Source organism: Planococcus sp. SE5232, from assembly GCF_050686535.1.
Classification (GTDB): Bacteria; Bacillota; Bacilli; order Bacillales_A; family Planococcaceae; genus Planococcus.
On sequence record NZ_JBOGCP010000003.1, the window covers coordinates 248473 to 263742 of the forward strand.

Below are 15270 nucleotides of genomic sequence, written 5' to 3' on the forward strand. Positions count from 1 at the left end.
TTCATGTCCCAAAGAGCCGAAGTTTTCGCATTGCAGCTGAACCGTAAGCCAAGGAGCGATAGTTGAATATCAGACTCCCGGACCCGGATCAAAACCAATTCATTCACCCACTGAGGAGGAACATGGCATGTGGAATATCAAAAAAGGGATTTACATTGATCGGCCGATTGACGAGGTTTATCAATACGCAATCGACCCGACCCATTGGTTCCAATGGTACGTCGGCCTTTCAGAGCCCGAAAATTTAGTCGGCAAAGGGGAAATCGGAACGACAATGGACATGAAATACACCATGCTGGGAATGCATATGCCAATTAAGGTTGAAGTGCTGGAAACATCCAAAAACGGCGACAGCTATTCATGGAAAGGCACGGTCAAAGGAGCCGTAACTTCCCAACAGTTTTGGACATATGTTCCCGAAGGAGAAGGCACGGAAATAACGCTCGACATGGACTATGAACTGCCCGGAAAGCTGATTGGGAAAGTAGCCAATACGCTCATCATCAAAAAACTGATGGACAATTCCGTGGAGCAAACCTTAAGCAACCTGAAAGCCATTTGTGAAACATCCGACACTTACAGCATGCAGGGTGATTGACCCAAGACCATCTGAAAAACCAACTGATGACCATACTCACAATCGTCAATTTTAAACAGCTGCTCTGATGGATTTCATCTTAAAGTGCAGCTGTTTTTTTGAAGCCCCATTTTCCAAGAGTGTTGCAAAATCAAGTTCGTGCCAAAGATGTCTGCACTGTGAAAGGAGCGGAATTCTCCAATGTTGAAACTTGAGAAAATGCTTGCACCGAATAACAGGGAGTTTTCTTATATAGAAGCCGGTGATCCGCTCGGCATCCCGCTCATTTTACTCCACGGCCTCGGTGATTCCTGCCGGACATTTGAGCTGCTGCTTGAGCAGTTGCCGGACCGCATCCGCGCCATCGCTTTTACCCAGCGCGGCCACGACGGCATCGATGCACCTGGAGCGTCTTACAGAACCCAGGATTTCGAAGCTGATTTACTGTTGTTCATGAACCATGCTGCCATCGAGCAAGCCTTCATCCTAGGTGCATCAAGCGGCGGTTTTGCCGCAAGGAACTTCGCGGTCCACCACCCGAAACGAGTACTCGGACTCATCCTGGTCGGTGCCCCTTCCGCGCTCGGCGACAAGCCGGAAATCGTCAAAATACAGGAATCCACTTTGTCCCGGTTAACGGATCCCATCAGCCCGGCATTTATCAAAAGTTTCACGGAAGGTATTTTCGCTAATCCAGTCCCTTCTGACTTTCTTGAGATGGTGAACAGTGAATCACAAAAAGTGCCAGCACGTGTTTGGAAAGAAACGAGCGAGACTGCGCTGAAAGAAAAATTTCCTGATCGCTTGGACCAGGTGAAAGCTGCCACGCTCATAATCTGCGGAGGCCAGGACAGGATCGCATCACCAAAAGACCAGGAAAAACTCACCGATGCCATCACTGGCGCAAGCCTCAAAATCCTTCCAAAGCTTGGCCATATGCTGTACTGGGAAAATCCCGAAAAAGTCGCTGAAGAAATCACCTCTTTTATCGATAACTTTGAATAGGGCTGCATTCAGCGGCATTCAAATACGAATAAAATCGACCTAACCGCGATTCCGTAAAGGAATCGCGGTTAGGTCGGCAGGCACATAAGGCCTTTGTATAATTGGAATCGTTTAGATAATTTTTTTTGCACAGTTTACCTCTTCCTTCTATAATCCCGCGGTCAATCCCCCATCAATGACAAATTCAGCCCCCGTAACATAACCCGATTCATCTGAAGCTAAGTAGACAAGCAAGTCGCTCACTTCTTCTGGCTGGGCTGTGCGCTGCAACGGAATCGCCTTTGCCATCTTACTGACTCGGCTTTTCCTGACCATCGGCGTTTCAATAATCCCCGGATGAACGGAATTGACGCGGATTCCTTCTCCTCCAAACTCGACCGCGGCACTTTTCGTCATGCCTCTTACCGCGAATTTTGAAGCACTGTAAGCTATGGAGTCGGTGTTTCCGCTTAGCCCGCTAATAGAAGAAATATTGATGATGGACCCATTCTCCGCTTTGCTCATTGAGGGATGCACGTACTTCATCCCCAGAAATACCGAGACTTGATTGACGTCAATGACTTTCCGGTACTGGGCTTCTGTCATTTTGCCGATGGGTTTGAGCAACGCAATCCCCGCATTATTGACCAGCACATTGACCGCTCCGAATACGGTTTCTGTCTCCATGACCACCCTTTCCCATTCCGAAGCTTTTGTGACGTCATGCTTCATGAACTTGATGTCGTTTCCGAGATCTCTTGTCGCCGCTTCGCCTTCTTCTGTCAGGATGTCCGTAATTACGACCTTTGCTCCTTCTTCTAAAAACCGTTTGGCATGCGCTGCTCCCATCCCTCTGGCGCCACCGGTTATAATGGCTACTTTGCCATCTAATCTGCCCACTACCAATCCTCTCCTTCTATTTCAGACAATGAATAACACTCTATCAGCTCACTGCTGCTCTGTTTAACCTTTAAAAAAAGACTGCAGCCCCACTCGATTGAACGAAAATGGTCTACAGTCTATAGTTTCAAAGGAGTGCCTCTTCTTTTTCGGTATGCAAAGCCATTTCGATGAAGAATTGGATCTGTTCATCGAATTGCTGCATATGCTGCTTTTCAACCCGGAAGTTGGTGGCGTACTTTATTTTATTGCGCTGCTCTTCAGGAAGCAGGTTGTTGATCCACAGCTCTGATACTGTCGTTGGCTGCTTCGGTGTCAGGGAAGATAATTCGGCCAGTATTTTTTCACCTTGCCCGGTCCGGCCGCTGCATAAGGTGATAAAGGAATAATTCGTAAGTTTATCCTTTTCCCTATTGATGAATGTCCGCATCGGAGCGGCAATCTTTCCTGCCCAAATAGGTGCCACCAAAATGATCGGCCCATAGTCGCTTATCTCAAAATCAAGCGGAGCCAGACGTGAGTTGCGCTTCACCAAGAAATCGGCAAAGATGGAAAGGTTTTTCCGTTTCTTTTTTTCCTTCACTTCGTACATATCACAGCCGATTCTATCACGGAGTTCGAGAGCCAATTTTTCGTTGTTTCCTGAGTGGGAATAGTAGACGACCAACGGTTTCATGGTAGTTCCTCCTAAGAATTTGGCGTTTGGTATTTTGGATTGGCCATGGGCTGTTTAACGCTACACAAGGAGCAAGCATTTATTAAATTCAAGGTCATAATAGTACAATGTCAAAATATTGTCAATATGTCGAATTCGAAACATTTATTTAACAAGCATCTTCAGAAAGGGATTTAATTTTTGAAGGTTTCTCATGATTACGGAACGATGCATTTATACGAATAAAAAAAGGAATATCCCCCATCTTCAGGCCTCGCATATGCACTATAAATGTTCTTATTCGATCCTCTTCAAAATTCACTCTACTAAAATAACAATAAAAGGATTATATTTAATAGTTAGAGTGAAAAAATACCACCATGAAACGACAGAGAAGAGGAATAGAATGACTGCACCAAACACAAAACGAAAAGCCAATAAAGGGAAATTGATGTTACGGGCACTGCCCATTATCATCGGCGCGTTTATCACCGCCTATGGCCTCGAAGCCGTACTGATCCCGAACAATGTATCAGACGGAGGAGTCACAGGCATCAGCATCGTCGGCTCCCAATTATTCGGCTTGCCGCTTGGCTTGCTGATTGCTGTCCTCAACATTCCATTTGTCTATTTAGGCTATAAGCAAATCGGGAAAAGCTTTGCCATCTACTCCATCATCGGCATCGCTTCCCTTGCTTATGCTACAACGCTTATGCATCATATCCCGGCCATCATTGAAGGCGATACCCTATTGGTCACCGTTATTGGGGGCATCATCATCGGTTTTGGGATGGGGCTTGCACTCCGCAACGGGGGTGCGCTCGATGGCATCGACATGCTGGCCGTGCTGCTTTCACGCAAACTGCCTTTCGGAACAAGTGATATGATTTTATTCCTTAACGTATTTGTCTTTATCATCGTTTCTTTCGTCTTCGGCCTGCAGGGCGCTTTCCTATCAGGAATTGCTTACTTCATCGCCTCAAAAGTAATCCATCTGGTCGAAGAAGGATTCAGCGGCTCCAAAACCTACAAAATCATTTCGCGTGAACCAGAGCTGCTCGTCCAGACCATCTACGACCGGCTCGGACGCAACGCCACCTACAATATCGCCAACGGTGCCTATACAAACGAGCAATACAAAGAAATCACGTGCATCATCAACCGGCTCGAAGACAGCAAAATGAAGGAAATCATCTTCGAAATCGACAGCAACGCGTTCGTCGCTGTCTACGATGTAGCCGAAGTAAGGGGCGGGAGTTTCAGGAAACGGGATATTCATTGATTGTCAGAAACAAAAACAGACACAAAACTCTTTAAAAGAGCTTTTGTGTCTGTTTTTACGTGGAGAACTTTCTTACTCCGAATGTTTCAGGAAAAGAGAATTTCCATTTTTGATAAATCTCCAGATCGCCGCAATCAGGAAGATCACGATACCGGCAATCAAGAATCCTTGGATGGCTGTTGCTAACTCCGGATTGACCCGACCGCTCGCATACGAACCGTAGATTCCGAAGAATGCCCATGCTAAAGGCAGTGGGTAGGCAGCGTTCTTGTACTGCGTCAAGTAAATGAGGACAAATGCGATGGCAACCGTCAAGATGATCAGAGTCCAGACCGAATAGGAAATGCCGAAACCGTTCCACTCCAGCTGTACCAAAAGCAACGAGACGTTGACGACGGTTGCGATGGTCACCCATGCACAGTAGAGGGTGAAGCTGAGTCCTGCCAGCGTCGACGGAACTTCAAAGCGATGTGTATAGATTTTCCCGATGATGACGAGCAAGGAGAACAACATGCCTATTATTAAAATCGTGGAAATGCCCAATCGCTCATAAGAGAATGCAACGATCCAGCTCATATTGAACAGCGAGAGAACGATAAACCATGGTGTGATCAACAAGACCAGCTTGCTGACTCTGGCATCTTTCCGTTTGATAAACAAATAGATCAGCGTAATCAACAGCAGACTATAAATGACGCCCCAAATCGAAAACGTAAAAGGCGCCGGGGAAATAAGCGTCAAGTATTGGTCGGAGATGTCCCCTTGGCTCTGCCCATTGAAAAACCCGGAAGATCCGAGGTAATTGACACCGAGCGTCAAAAAGTATAAAACCAAATTCAAAATCGTGAACAGCTTTGTTTTCTTCAGTGTACTTTCGTCCACAATGACTCATCCTTTCATTAGTTATTTTTTATCGTTCCGTGAATACTGCACTGCACAGTAAAATCCAAACAGCACAAAATAATTCCTATACAAGCTTTCTCCATTATCTCTTCCCTGATTAGTTAAATTGTAAAACTGTTCTCTGCAGCAGAAACGAAAATCTGTCTGCACATTGGGGAGTAGGCTGTTGTCTGCTCAAGAAATCTAATTTTTTTACCTAGATTTGATTTCTTCATTTATTAATAGATCTCCAAACATTTTTAAAAACTAAAAGTCATGCTATCATAAAAGCAAAATAGTATCCGCATCTTAAATTAACGTTATTTTCATCATATTTCCTCTAAATAAACTTATATGTCTTTAACGATGTTTCTGTGCTTTAATCTGAAACGAAAGGCGGCGTTGAGGATGTTCGAGGAAAAGAGAACCCGTTTTGTACATGGCTGGATGGCGGCCGCGATCATCGTGGCGGTTTTCATCCTGCTGCAGGCCACTCAAAATGTACTCATCACCAGTGTGATGATGCAATTGATTTTCTATACAGTCCTGCCGGTATGGCTGCTGAGCTACCAGTTCAAAAAACGTAGTGTAAAACTGCGCCACGTCGTGTTCTTCCGCGGCACCGCGCGTTGGCTATTGCCGTTATCCGGGCTCACCGTGCTGGTGCTGCTGTTTTCCATGAGCATCTATTGGCTGCTGTTGCGGGCGCTCATGCCCATCGCCCCAGCTGTAGTCGATTTTGCGCTCACGCCGCAGCCGTTCCCCGACGCGCTATGGTACATGGTGGCGACCAGTTTCATCTTAGCGATCATCGCGCCGATTGCAGAAGAGTTCGTGTTCCGCGGGTTGCTTCTGAACCGGCTGATCGCAACATTCGGCTTCTGGAATGGGCTCGGCTTGTCGAGTCTGATTTTCGGCATCTTCCACGTCAACTTTTTCGGTGCCTTCCTGTTCGCAGTGGTGGCATCGCTCCTGTACCTGAAGACCGGCAATTTACTTGTCCCAATTCTGATGCACATCGCCAATAACCTGATCGCCGTTTACCAAAGTTTCGTCAATCCGTCTTTTCCACAATGGCTGATGGTATCGAGCATCAACGACTTGTATACGAAAAGCGTGCCGAACCTTGTTGTGTTGCTTGCCAGTCTGGCATTGCTGCTGCTCATCATTGCGCGGATGGCTCGGGGGTTGGAGAATAAGGTGAAAGAAACGCGTGTTTTCTGGACTTGAATTCTAAAGGAATGCTGACGGGAACATTCCCTGCATTAAAATGATAATCCAGGAGCTGTTCCAAAAGAACAATTTCCCACTCTATCCCTGTATGCCACAGAATTCACTTAGAATTTTTACACTGGGAAGCGATTTTAAAGCCTTCTACCCAGCGCTGGCCCGCTTGCTTAGCAGAACTGAAACTGCAGAAAATAAAAAGAAGCAACCGCCCACTTTCCTCCTCGGATAGTAGGTGATTACTCTTAAGTAATTGAATTCAAAAGTTTTTTCCATGAGCAACTTAACATAGTACACACATTCATCGAGAAAATCTTCTGTCACAGGAGTATCTTTATACTCTAAATCCCGTTTCGTATAATCCACGCTCTTCATCTGATGAGGAAGAGCAAAACCGGATACGTTAAGACCGGATGGCACTTCGACTTCCATAGGATGGCCCATAGATTTAGAAGTGATTGGACAGACGAAAATGAACGTTGATTTTTCATTGTACTCAGTGTTGCTTAATACAATAGCTGGTCTTCGTTTTTGTATTTCCATGTCTGTGCTTGGGTCAAAGTTCAAGTAGATCAAATCTCCTTGTGCCGGCATATAAGTACCCATTATAACTCTTCTCCGACTGCACCTTTAATCAGCTCTTCACCCTGATTATCACTTGTCAGACCCTTAATAATTTCATTGAGTGACTTGCGTTTTTTCAAAGGCTTAATCATGATTGTCCCATTATCCAACACGGAAATTTCTACTTTTGTATCGACTTCTATTATCGTTTTATTGATGATGGACGCATTGAATCGAACCCCCAGATTATTCCCCCATTTTTTTACTATGGCTTGCTGGTGATCAACGACTTTTGCCATGATTTCCACCTTCCTTCATGCTATCATTTTGTCACGCCCAAAAAGTTTAAACAATGTTTATACACCCTTCACCCTTACATTCAAGCGTGTTTCTAATTTATATCTCCCTTTCTTAGAAATCCTTTTCTAAACCACTTCTGCCGTTCTTTTTAACTGCGCTTCCATATCATCCAGCCACTTGATGCATTTGTTCTGCAGCCAAGGAAATGGATGATAGTACAGCGGGTGCGTTTTATAGGCGAGGCCCTTGATGTCTGCCACCTCCCATAAAAGGGGATACGCATTTTCCGCAGCTGGAATAATCGGCGCTTTAGTGCCCCATCCCGCGATAACCGCATCTGCCCGCTCCACGCAATCCAAAAGTTCAACGTACCGATCCATTGAAAAGATCGTATGGCGGCTATCGCCGCATTTTTTCATGAACCTCTGCCCTTCTTTATACTCGTCAAATTTCCTCGTCCTTAGGTCAGTAAGGTTGATGACATGGACTGAATTCCAGTTCATCCGCTCCATGAGGCGCATCAATTGGTACAGCGTATTATCGGGAGTGGCGGGTGTGAGCGGCAAGTCTGCAACTTCACCTGAAAGCAAAAGAATCGAATCTTCTCCAGCCAACGGAAGACATTGCCCTGGATTCAAGAGCACGAATAACGCATCGACTCCTTCACTTTTTGCGCCTATTCGGCTGATGACAACGAGACTTCGGCAAGTCTGAATTTCCCTGTGCGTCTGCAGTTTATAGAAAGCTGCCTGTGTGTAAAAAAGATTTTCCAATTCCTTGCCTGATTGAAACATACTTTTCCTCCTTCAATTTTTTACTGTCTTTATTGAAGAGGCATCCGTTGAATGCGCGGCAAAACAACCCGCCATTCCATTTTTATGTAATTTCATCTTAACAAAATGGAACGTATGTTTGCAATAGGCAATTCAATTGTTCGGGAAATAAATTTCCAGAATTCCTCCCATGCTTCTGTTTCATAAAAACTTAAGGTTGTTTATTGTAATAAATAAAAATGCATGAAGAATCCGTTCCATTTCTGGATATGTCGGTTTCTTCATGCATTTACTTTGTATAGATGAAATTTTTTCTGAAGCAAAGACTCTTATTAACTTTCGTTTAACACACTGGCACTATTCAGTTCCCCAAAGCAATCTTGATATGTTCCAAATGATGCTCTTCGTGCCAGCATAGTTTCGCCAGTTTGGTGGCAACGCTGATTTCACCATTCGTTTCGTGGGTGAAAACGCGGTCCAATTGCTCTTCAGTCACATGCTGGCCAAGTGCGACGATCCGCTCGTTCAGCCCCTCCAGAATTCGGATTGAACTTTCCACCGGCAGCTCGTTGTCCGGAAGTGCCACCCATTTTTCCTGGTCAAAAGCAGGAATTGTTGGATTGTCGTCCGTCAAAGCCAGCTTCAGGCGCTGATACATATTCAATTGCGAATCCGCAATATGATGCACAAGCTGACGAACTGTCCAACTGCCTTCTCTGTACTTCTTGCCCAATTGCTCTTCATCCAATAGATCGACAGCTTCTTTCAACCGCGTGGTGTATGTTTCGATTTTTCCGAGCCATTCCTGGAGATGTTCAGTTTTCACGTTATCAGGAACCTGTAATTGTCCAATCGGAAATTTTACATCCATTTTCACAACCTCTTTTCCTTATCCGTATTTGTGTACCATTGCATTAACGCTCAATATACCAATGAGACCGGACTTTGTAAACTGGAAGGCTGTGGCGCAAACTCCGGCAGGACTTAATTTCACCTCGTCAGTAGTTGAGCTTACAGTTTGAAGAACTTGCCTTATGGGAAATGTAGCAAATATAATGAGCTTCAATCAACCAAATTTGCGAGGGAGTGGTCCAGTTGATCAACAAGCTTGGGCAAGTGATGGTGTATGTGGAGGATCAGGACAAAGCAGTGAAGTTCTGGACGGAAAAAGCAGGGTTTACTGTGGTCGCCGATGAAGGCTCGAAAGAACAGGGCTTGAGGTGGATCGAAATCGCCCCTACCGAAGACGCGGAGACGACAATCGTGCTGCACGACAAAGAAGTGGTTTCGAAACTGTCACCCGAATTGGAACTCGGTACGCCTTCCCTCATGTTCTATACCGACGGCGTGGAAGGACTGTACGCTGATTTCAAGAAAAGAGGCGTTATGACCGGCGACCTAGTGAACATGGGAACCGGCAGAAGCTTCAACTTTGCGGATGACGAAGGAAATTATTTTGCGGTGATGGAGAGGGTTAATAACTGAGACAGACAGTAAAATCCGGAAAGTAAAAGAAGTACTTTTACTTTCCGGATTTTCTTTGTCATGTGGGCGAGTATGGACAATCTGGTTCTTCCCTTAAAATCCTATCATCATTTTCGGATCCACTTTCAGAAAATCTATATATTCTTTTAGTGCCCGTATATGACACTTCTAAATTAGTGGCATATATTGTGTCTTGCAAAGCAAGCGGGTTTTCTAGTACCAGTTCCTCACCTTAGTTCGGAACATACGCATATAGCTTACCTTCATCCGCCACCTCAACTAATATCTCTGAAGGAACTTCCTGAGCAGTTGTTTTTTGCTGATCGATTCTTGCCGGGACAAGTTCTTTTAAGCTCTCCAAATCACGGTATTTCAACGCTTTTATGCCTAAGTTGATCTTTACTTTGTAATTTTCTTCGATACTTCTGACTTTATCTTCAATGTTATTGATTATTGAATTGTTCTCAACAATCAAATCAGCCAAGGTTTGGGATTTCACATTTACTTCTCCGTAATTCCTTATGGTGCTGAGATATGGCTCGTAACATTCTTCAATGAACTTCACATTTAATCGAACCAGTTCTTGTTTCTTTTCAAACTGTTCAACGAGGTTTTCATACTCTTTTTTCACCGGGGCTCCACCCCATTTGCGAATATTTTCATATTCCTTTAAGCCTTCAATACGCGCGCCGATCGCTTTTAGATCTTTCGTTAGAACTTTCAAATCTTGGAGAGTGTCTGCGTAAAATCCTTCTATTTTATGGTCTTCCACTCCGCCAAGAGTAATCCCATTTCTTCGGAAACGTTCTATTACTTCTTTAAAATAGCCAAATCTCGATTCGATTTTTCCGGTAAAATCATTTTCCCTGTTTTGAACGAGAACATCTAACTTTCTTTCAATGCTTTTTAGGGAACTTTGAATTTCAACCAATTGTTGTTGGCCGACAACAGCAGCTAGCAGTCCATAACTTGCATGTACCACTAATCCTGGATTGATCTTTTTCACCAATACCCCCTGCTTATAAATCCCTTTCAAACCTTGTTTATTTACCGCAGGAAGATAACCTTTGCCATTTGCCTTTTCAATCAGCGTCATGCTTTTATCCTTCAATCCTTTTACAACTTCAGGGCTGAATTCCACCTTATACGTTTTATAATCTTTAATAATCATCGATCCAGCTGCAAGGGTTTGTTGAATATCCATCTTCAAAACTGCCGGAATTTCAATTTTTTTGTATTTGGTTTTTATGGTTTCTTCGTTTTGAACTTCCGTAATTTGAGGCATGAACTGTTCATTTGCGTCTTCTTCCACATCCGGTTCAACGTTTGTAATGACCGCTTTACTTTCTGGGGTTGGGATTTGTTCGACATCTGAACTTGTTATATTTTTTCTGCGAAGGTACATAACAAGAACCCCCAACAAAATCACCCAAACGGCTGCTATTAGAAAGATATTTTCCACACCTGATCCCTCATTTCTTTTAAGCTTTTTGAATCCGGCTATATTCAATCCTGATGTTAGACATCAAGTTTTTTAAAGAGCTTTCCAGTTTCCTGAAAAGCTCTTTTTTCTTAGCTATTTACTTTTAGTATTCCTTATATGTTCTTTATGTGCGATTCTATGGCAATTACTTATCAATATCGCTAAGTTTACCAGATTTCAGAGAAACGTGGTTGTATGTCCTAACCTAATTTTTCTCCCGATCAATTTTCATTAAGCTTAGAAAGTACGAGCTACTTCCGATCGCGGTATCTGTACAAAGATTCATAGGACTGGACTCGTCGATCCGTTTCAAAAGAAGAGCGGCTCCAGATGCTCGCTTCATCAAAGGATTCCTCCGTCTCGACCAACTTCAATTCCCCCGCTTCCAGCGTCATGATATCCGACTCGATTACCTTTAGTTCTTGTTGTTTGGAATCCAGCGCTCGAATACGCAATTGGACTTCTTTTTGTGTATCTAAATTGTTTTTGAGGAAAAATGAGTTTTGGTACGGTTGAGAATGGCAGTTTGATGTATGCGTCCGTAAGCATTTCCTTTCGGAACTCATAAACAGCACGGTGATTTCCTCGGGGGCTTGTTGCTGTTCAGATAGAGCCAGCGCATTTTCAACTTTATGGATATACGATGCTTTCTCCGCTAATGGATACACCCACATGATGAAAAATAGAATAGTGGTACAAAACACCGCTGTGAAAACCCATACTGCCTTGGGGTTATGGAATGATTTGGGTGCACCTTTAAACATGCGTCGGACAATCAGATTAATGATGACAATCACCAGCAGAAATGCGGCACAAACAATAAGTGCAACTATGCTTTCAGATCCATTCTGAAAAAAAGAAAGCTGATATGCGTCGGAGAAATAATAATTTAAACCAACGCTGGTAAAGATCACTGCAATGAGAGTGGCTAGAGATATTTTCCAGTGTGTGTTTTTCTTTTTGCCCCTTTTCAAACTCATGGTGGTCCAGAAAAACCAGGCACATGGAAGAATAAAGAGAAAGATGACAAGTGAAACGGTGCCCATTAAATCATGCCTTTCGTGAAAAAAAGTGAGAAACGAACCGTTAAAAGTGAGTGAATAAGGTGAGGTTTTTAAAGAACTGCTTTAATTATACGGAAGCCATGCTTAAAAAGATTCAACTATATAACGGAAAGCTGGAAGAAGGATTTTTCTGCAAGTAATTTCTCCATGTTCTTATAGCTCTATATAAAAAAACGTATCCCGCGGTTCCCGGATACGGCTTTCATTGCTTGCAATTTTACTCAGTAATATAGAAGTGGCATTGGAACAAAGAAGTGATTTAACGGTGTTGTTTGTTCTTTTTGGAGGAAGCAGCATAGACGCCTAAAAAGATAACCAACAATGCTGGAATGACTGCAGCCATGAAATTACCTCCTGGTTTCATTAGACTTGTTGATTCTAATAATTAAAAAGTTTCATCAGCTCATCGAGAGCACCCATTATGAATGGCTCTCTTCTTTACTGTAAAATTCGTAAGCCAAATAGCCGATCAACATCCCGATTCCTGATCCTAATACAATGGCGTTGCCCAATGAAATACTGAAAATGATACCCACAACTACACCGAGTGCGCTTCCGAAAATCATGCCAAGCGGAATCAAACTGTCCAACAGTGTTTGAGCTTCGGTGGTGTCTTTCTTTCCGAGCGTTCCCTTCTTTTGTTTGGCTTTAAGCAGGGTAATGACAAATATAGCAATCGCCCCAACAAACGCAATTGGCAAAACAATGAGGATGATGTCCATCAACGGCTCCATTTGAAGAACTCCCTTCCCAAGCCTATGAACTTAAGCGTAACAAAAGAGAAGGAAATATCAACTCTCTTCCTCTACGAGTTGATTCAACGAAACCTGTGCCACTCTAAACCCATAATGTAAACTGAAGCATTTTGCGGCCAGTGACGCAATTTTTACATTACCACTTAAATAATCTGAATATTGACATAAATTAAGAAAAAGGTGTTATTATGAAGATGTTTATATACATTCAAAAATGTTGCCGGCCATTGGATGCACGTCTTTATCTAGTTGAAAGGAGGAAAAGCAGTGACTATGTTTGAAGAAAAGCAACCCGCAGTATCTATGGAGAAGATGGAATGGATGTACGAACAGATGGTGAAGATCCGTTACTACGAAGACCAGATGGCGGAAGCGTACATGGAAGGCAAAACGCCGGTATTCAATATCGGAGCCGGGACTGTGCCGGGTGAAATGCACTTAGCCACCGGGCAGGAACCAGCCGCAGTGGGCATCGGTGCGCACTTGACGAAAGACGACACGGTGACGGCTCCTCACCGTCCCCATCACCATGCTATTGCCAAAGGGGTCGATTTGAAGAAAATGACCGCTGAGATTTTCGGGAAGGAAACGGGGCTTGGCAAAGGGAAAGGCGGACATATGCACTTGTTCGACCCGGAAGTGAAATTTTCTTGCGGAGGCATTGTCGGGGCCGGCATCCCCCATGCAGTCGGCGCAGCGATGACCAGCAAAATGAAAGGCAAAGACTGGGTAGCTGTCGCTTTCATCGGAGAAGGTGCAGCGAACGCCGGGGCTTTCCACGAATCACTGAATCTGGCAGCCGTTTGGAATCTGCCGCTCATTGTCGTCGTAGAAGACAATTCGTACGGCATTTCTGTGGCGAAAAAAGCGTCCACGTCCGTCGAGTCGAATGATTTACGGGCGTCTGCTTATGGCATTGCCGGTGCCTACGTAAAAGACAACGACCCGATCGCCATGTATAAAGCAGCTGAGGAAGCGGTGGCCAGAGCGCGCAACGGTCAAGGACCGACCATCATTGAAATCGAAACCTACCGCTACCTGGGCCATTTCCAGGGAGATCCAGAACTGTACCGGGATCAAACGGAAGTGCCGGGGCTTCGCCAACTGGATCCGCTCAATAAACTGAGAAAGATGTTGGCCGAATCCGAGAACATCAGCGAAGCTGATTTGGAAACCATGGAAAAGCGCGCCAAACAAGAAGTGGATGAAGCCTACCAGTTTGCAAGAGACAGCAGCTATCCCGATCCGGAATCTGCATTGAAAGATGTCTTCCATCCATAAAACAGAAAAGGAGCCGATCTATTGTGGAAACAGCAAAAAAACGGATGTTGACCGGCAATAAAGCGATGGCTGAAGCCATTTCACAGGAAATGGAACGCGATTCGAATGTCTTTGTCTTGGGAGAGGATATCGGGAAATATGGAGGCATCTTTGGTTCGACACAAGGATTGATCGAGAAATTCGGACCGGAACGGGTGCTGGATACCCCGATTTCCGAAACCGCTTTTATCGGTGCAGCCATTGGCGCTGCCGCTGAAGGCATGAGGCCGATTGCCGAATTGATGTTCGTCGACTTTTTTGGCGTCTGCATGGACCAGATCTATAACCACATGGCGAAAATCCCGTATATGTCAGGCGGCAACGTCAAACTGCCGATGGTGCTGATGACTGCTGTCGGCGGCGGCTACCGGGATGCGGGTCAGCATTCGCAGACACTTTATGCGACCTTTGCCCATATGCCGGGCATGAAAGTGGTCGCACCATCCAATCCGTACGACTTGAAAGGGATGATGGTGTCAGCGATCCGCGATGACAATCCGGTTGTCTTCATGTTCCATAAATCACTCCAGGGGTTGGGCTGGATGGAGCAGTTGGATGTCGCCATCGACAATGTGCCGGAAGAATCCTATACCGTTCCGTTGAATAAAGCAAAAGTCGTCCGGGAAGGCAAAGACGTGACGATCGTCGGCATTCAAATGATGACCCATTACGCGGTCGAAGCGGCGGAGCGCCTTGCCAAAGACGGCATCGAAGCGGAAGTCATCGATTTGCGGTCACTGGCACCGATTGATAAAGGCACCATCATCGAGTCCGTGAAGAAAACCCATCGCCTGCTTGTAGTCGATGAAGATTACCTGTCCTACGGAATGACAGCAGAAGTTTCAGCGATTGTCGCGGAAGAAGCCTTCTTCGAAATGGAAGCGCCGATCAGCCGACTGGCCATTCCCGATGTGCCGATTCCGTACAGCGGCGTGTTGGAAGACTTCGTCATTCCGGGACCGAATAAAATCTATGAGCAAGTGAAAAAGATGATGGACGAAGCATAGTGACTCTGGAGG

General features: G+C 44.8%; 17 protein-coding genes. 7 read left to right on the forward strand and 10 right to left on the reverse strand.

The features are described from left to right. The first annotated feature begins 127 nt into the window (after positions 1-127). Positions 128-598 (forward strand): SRPBCC family protein, encoded by a 471-nt coding sequence (locus ACRC6Q_RS12415; protein WP_431466669.1) that lies wholly within the window; start codon positions 128-130, stop codon positions 596-598. 180 nt (positions 599-778) lie between these two features. Beyond that, positions 779-1582 carry an alpha/beta fold hydrolase gene (locus ACRC6Q_RS12420; RefSeq protein WP_431466670.1) on the forward strand — a complete coding sequence of 268 codons (804 nt, stop codon included), beginning with the start codon at positions 779-781 and terminating at the stop codon, positions 1580-1582. A 147-nt stretch (positions 1583-1729) separates the two neighbouring features. Here the strand turns inward: ACRC6Q_RS12420 and ACRC6Q_RS12425 are convergent, their stop codons facing one another. Both ACRC6Q_RS12425 and ACRC6Q_RS12430 read right to left on the reverse strand, forming a co-directional pair. Continuing rightward, positions 1730-2461, reverse strand: coding sequence for a glucose 1-dehydrogenase (locus tag ACRC6Q_RS12425; protein ID WP_431466671.1), 732 nt, complete (start codon positions 2459-2461; stop codon positions 1730-1732). Positions 2462-2588: 127 nt separating this feature from the next. Further along, entirely contained in the window at positions 2589-3137 is a 549-nt protein-coding gene (locus tag ACRC6Q_RS12430) for a flavodoxin family protein (protein ID WP_223635400.1), read from the reverse strand. A 385-nt stretch (positions 3138-3522) separates the two neighbouring features. Here ACRC6Q_RS12430 and ACRC6Q_RS12435 point away from each other — a divergent pair, with 385 nt between their 5' ends. Further along, entirely contained in the window at positions 3523-4398 is an 876-nt protein-coding gene (locus tag ACRC6Q_RS12435; RefSeq protein WP_431466672.1) for a YitT family protein, read from the forward strand. 72 nt (positions 4399-4470) lie between these two features. Here ACRC6Q_RS12435 and ACRC6Q_RS12440 read toward each other — a convergent pair whose 3' ends face one another. Beyond that, positions 4471-5280: a tryptophan-rich sensory protein gene (locus ACRC6Q_RS12440; RefSeq protein ID WP_431466673.1), complete on the reverse strand. Its 810-nt coding sequence runs from the start codon at positions 5278-5280 to the stop codon at positions 4471-4473. 408 nt (positions 5281-5688) lie between these two features. On the opposite strand from ACRC6Q_RS12440, the gene ACRC6Q_RS12445 reads away from it, so the two are divergent. Beyond that, positions 5689-6510: a CPBP family intramembrane glutamic endopeptidase gene (locus tag ACRC6Q_RS12445; protein WP_431466674.1), complete on the forward strand. Its 822-nt coding sequence runs from the start codon at positions 5689-5691 to the stop codon at positions 6508-6510. A 144-nt stretch (positions 6511-6654) separates the two neighbouring features. On the opposite strand, the gene ACRC6Q_RS12450 is transcribed toward ACRC6Q_RS12445, so the two are convergent. The 4 genes from ACRC6Q_RS12450 to ACRC6Q_RS12465 all read right to left on the reverse strand — a co-directional run bounded on the left by ACRC6Q_RS12450 (position 6655) and on the right by ACRC6Q_RS12465 (position 9015). After that, a complete protein-coding gene (locus ACRC6Q_RS12450; protein WP_431466675.1) occupies positions 6655-7113 on the reverse strand; it encodes a type II toxin-antitoxin system PemK/MazF family toxin in 459 nt (152 codons plus the stop codon). After that, positions 7113-7370 (reverse strand): AbrB/MazE/SpoVT family DNA-binding domain-containing protein, encoded by a 258-nt coding sequence (locus ACRC6Q_RS12455; protein WP_431466676.1) that lies wholly within the window; start codon positions 7368-7370, stop codon positions 7113-7115. The genes ACRC6Q_RS12450 and ACRC6Q_RS12455 overlap by 1 nt, the downstream gene beginning before the upstream one ends. 126 nt (positions 7371-7496) lie before the next feature. Continuing rightward, positions 7497-8165 (reverse strand): DUF1643 domain-containing protein, encoded by a 669-nt coding sequence (locus tag ACRC6Q_RS12460; protein ID WP_431466677.1) that lies wholly within the window; start codon positions 8163-8165, stop codon positions 7497-7499. A 340-nt stretch (positions 8166-8505) separates the two neighbouring features. Continuing rightward, a complete protein-coding gene (locus ACRC6Q_RS12465; protein ID WP_431466678.1) occupies positions 8506-9015 on the reverse strand; it encodes a YfiT family bacillithiol transferase in 510 nt (169 codons plus the stop codon). Positions 9016-9239: 224 nt separating this feature from the next. Between ACRC6Q_RS12465 and ACRC6Q_RS12470 the strand changes: the two genes are divergently transcribed. Beyond that, the gene (locus tag ACRC6Q_RS12470) at positions 9240-9629 is read left to right on the forward strand and encodes a VOC family protein (protein ID WP_431466679.1); all 390 of its coding nucleotides are present in this window, start codon (positions 9240-9242) and stop codon (positions 9627-9629) included. Between the two features lie 232 nt (positions 9630-9861). On the opposite strand, the gene ACRC6Q_RS12475 is transcribed toward ACRC6Q_RS12470, so the two are convergent. The 3 genes from ACRC6Q_RS12475 to ACRC6Q_RS12485 form a co-directional block, all read right to left on the reverse strand. Next, the gene (locus ACRC6Q_RS12475) at positions 9862-11091 is read right to left on the reverse strand and encodes a DUF1572 domain-containing protein (protein WP_431466680.1); all 1230 of its coding nucleotides are present in this window, start codon (positions 11089-11091) and stop codon (positions 9862-9864) included. 272 nt (positions 11092-11363) lie between these two features. Then, positions 11364-12158 carry a hypothetical protein gene (locus tag ACRC6Q_RS12480; RefSeq protein WP_431466681.1) on the reverse strand — a complete coding sequence of 265 codons (795 nt, stop codon included), beginning with the start codon at positions 12156-12158 and terminating at the stop codon, positions 11364-11366. Between the two features lie 437 nt (positions 12159-12595). Beyond that, entirely contained in the window at positions 12596-12910 is a 315-nt protein-coding gene (locus tag ACRC6Q_RS12485) for a hypothetical protein (protein WP_431466682.1), read from the reverse strand. A 294-nt stretch (positions 12911-13204) separates the two neighbouring features. On the opposite strand from ACRC6Q_RS12485, the gene ACRC6Q_RS12490 reads away from it, so the two are divergent. Next, positions 13205-14212 (forward strand): thiamine pyrophosphate-dependent dehydrogenase E1 component subunit alpha, encoded by a 1008-nt coding sequence (locus ACRC6Q_RS12490; RefSeq protein ID WP_431466799.1) that lies wholly within the window; start codon positions 13205-13207, stop codon positions 14210-14212. Between the two features lie 44 nt (positions 14213-14256). Then, positions 14257-15258 carry an alpha-ketoacid dehydrogenase subunit beta gene (locus ACRC6Q_RS12495; RefSeq protein WP_431466800.1) on the forward strand — a complete coding sequence of 334 codons (1002 nt, stop codon included), beginning with the start codon at positions 14257-14259 and terminating at the stop codon, positions 15256-15258. Positions 15259-15270 lie beyond the last annotated feature (12 nt).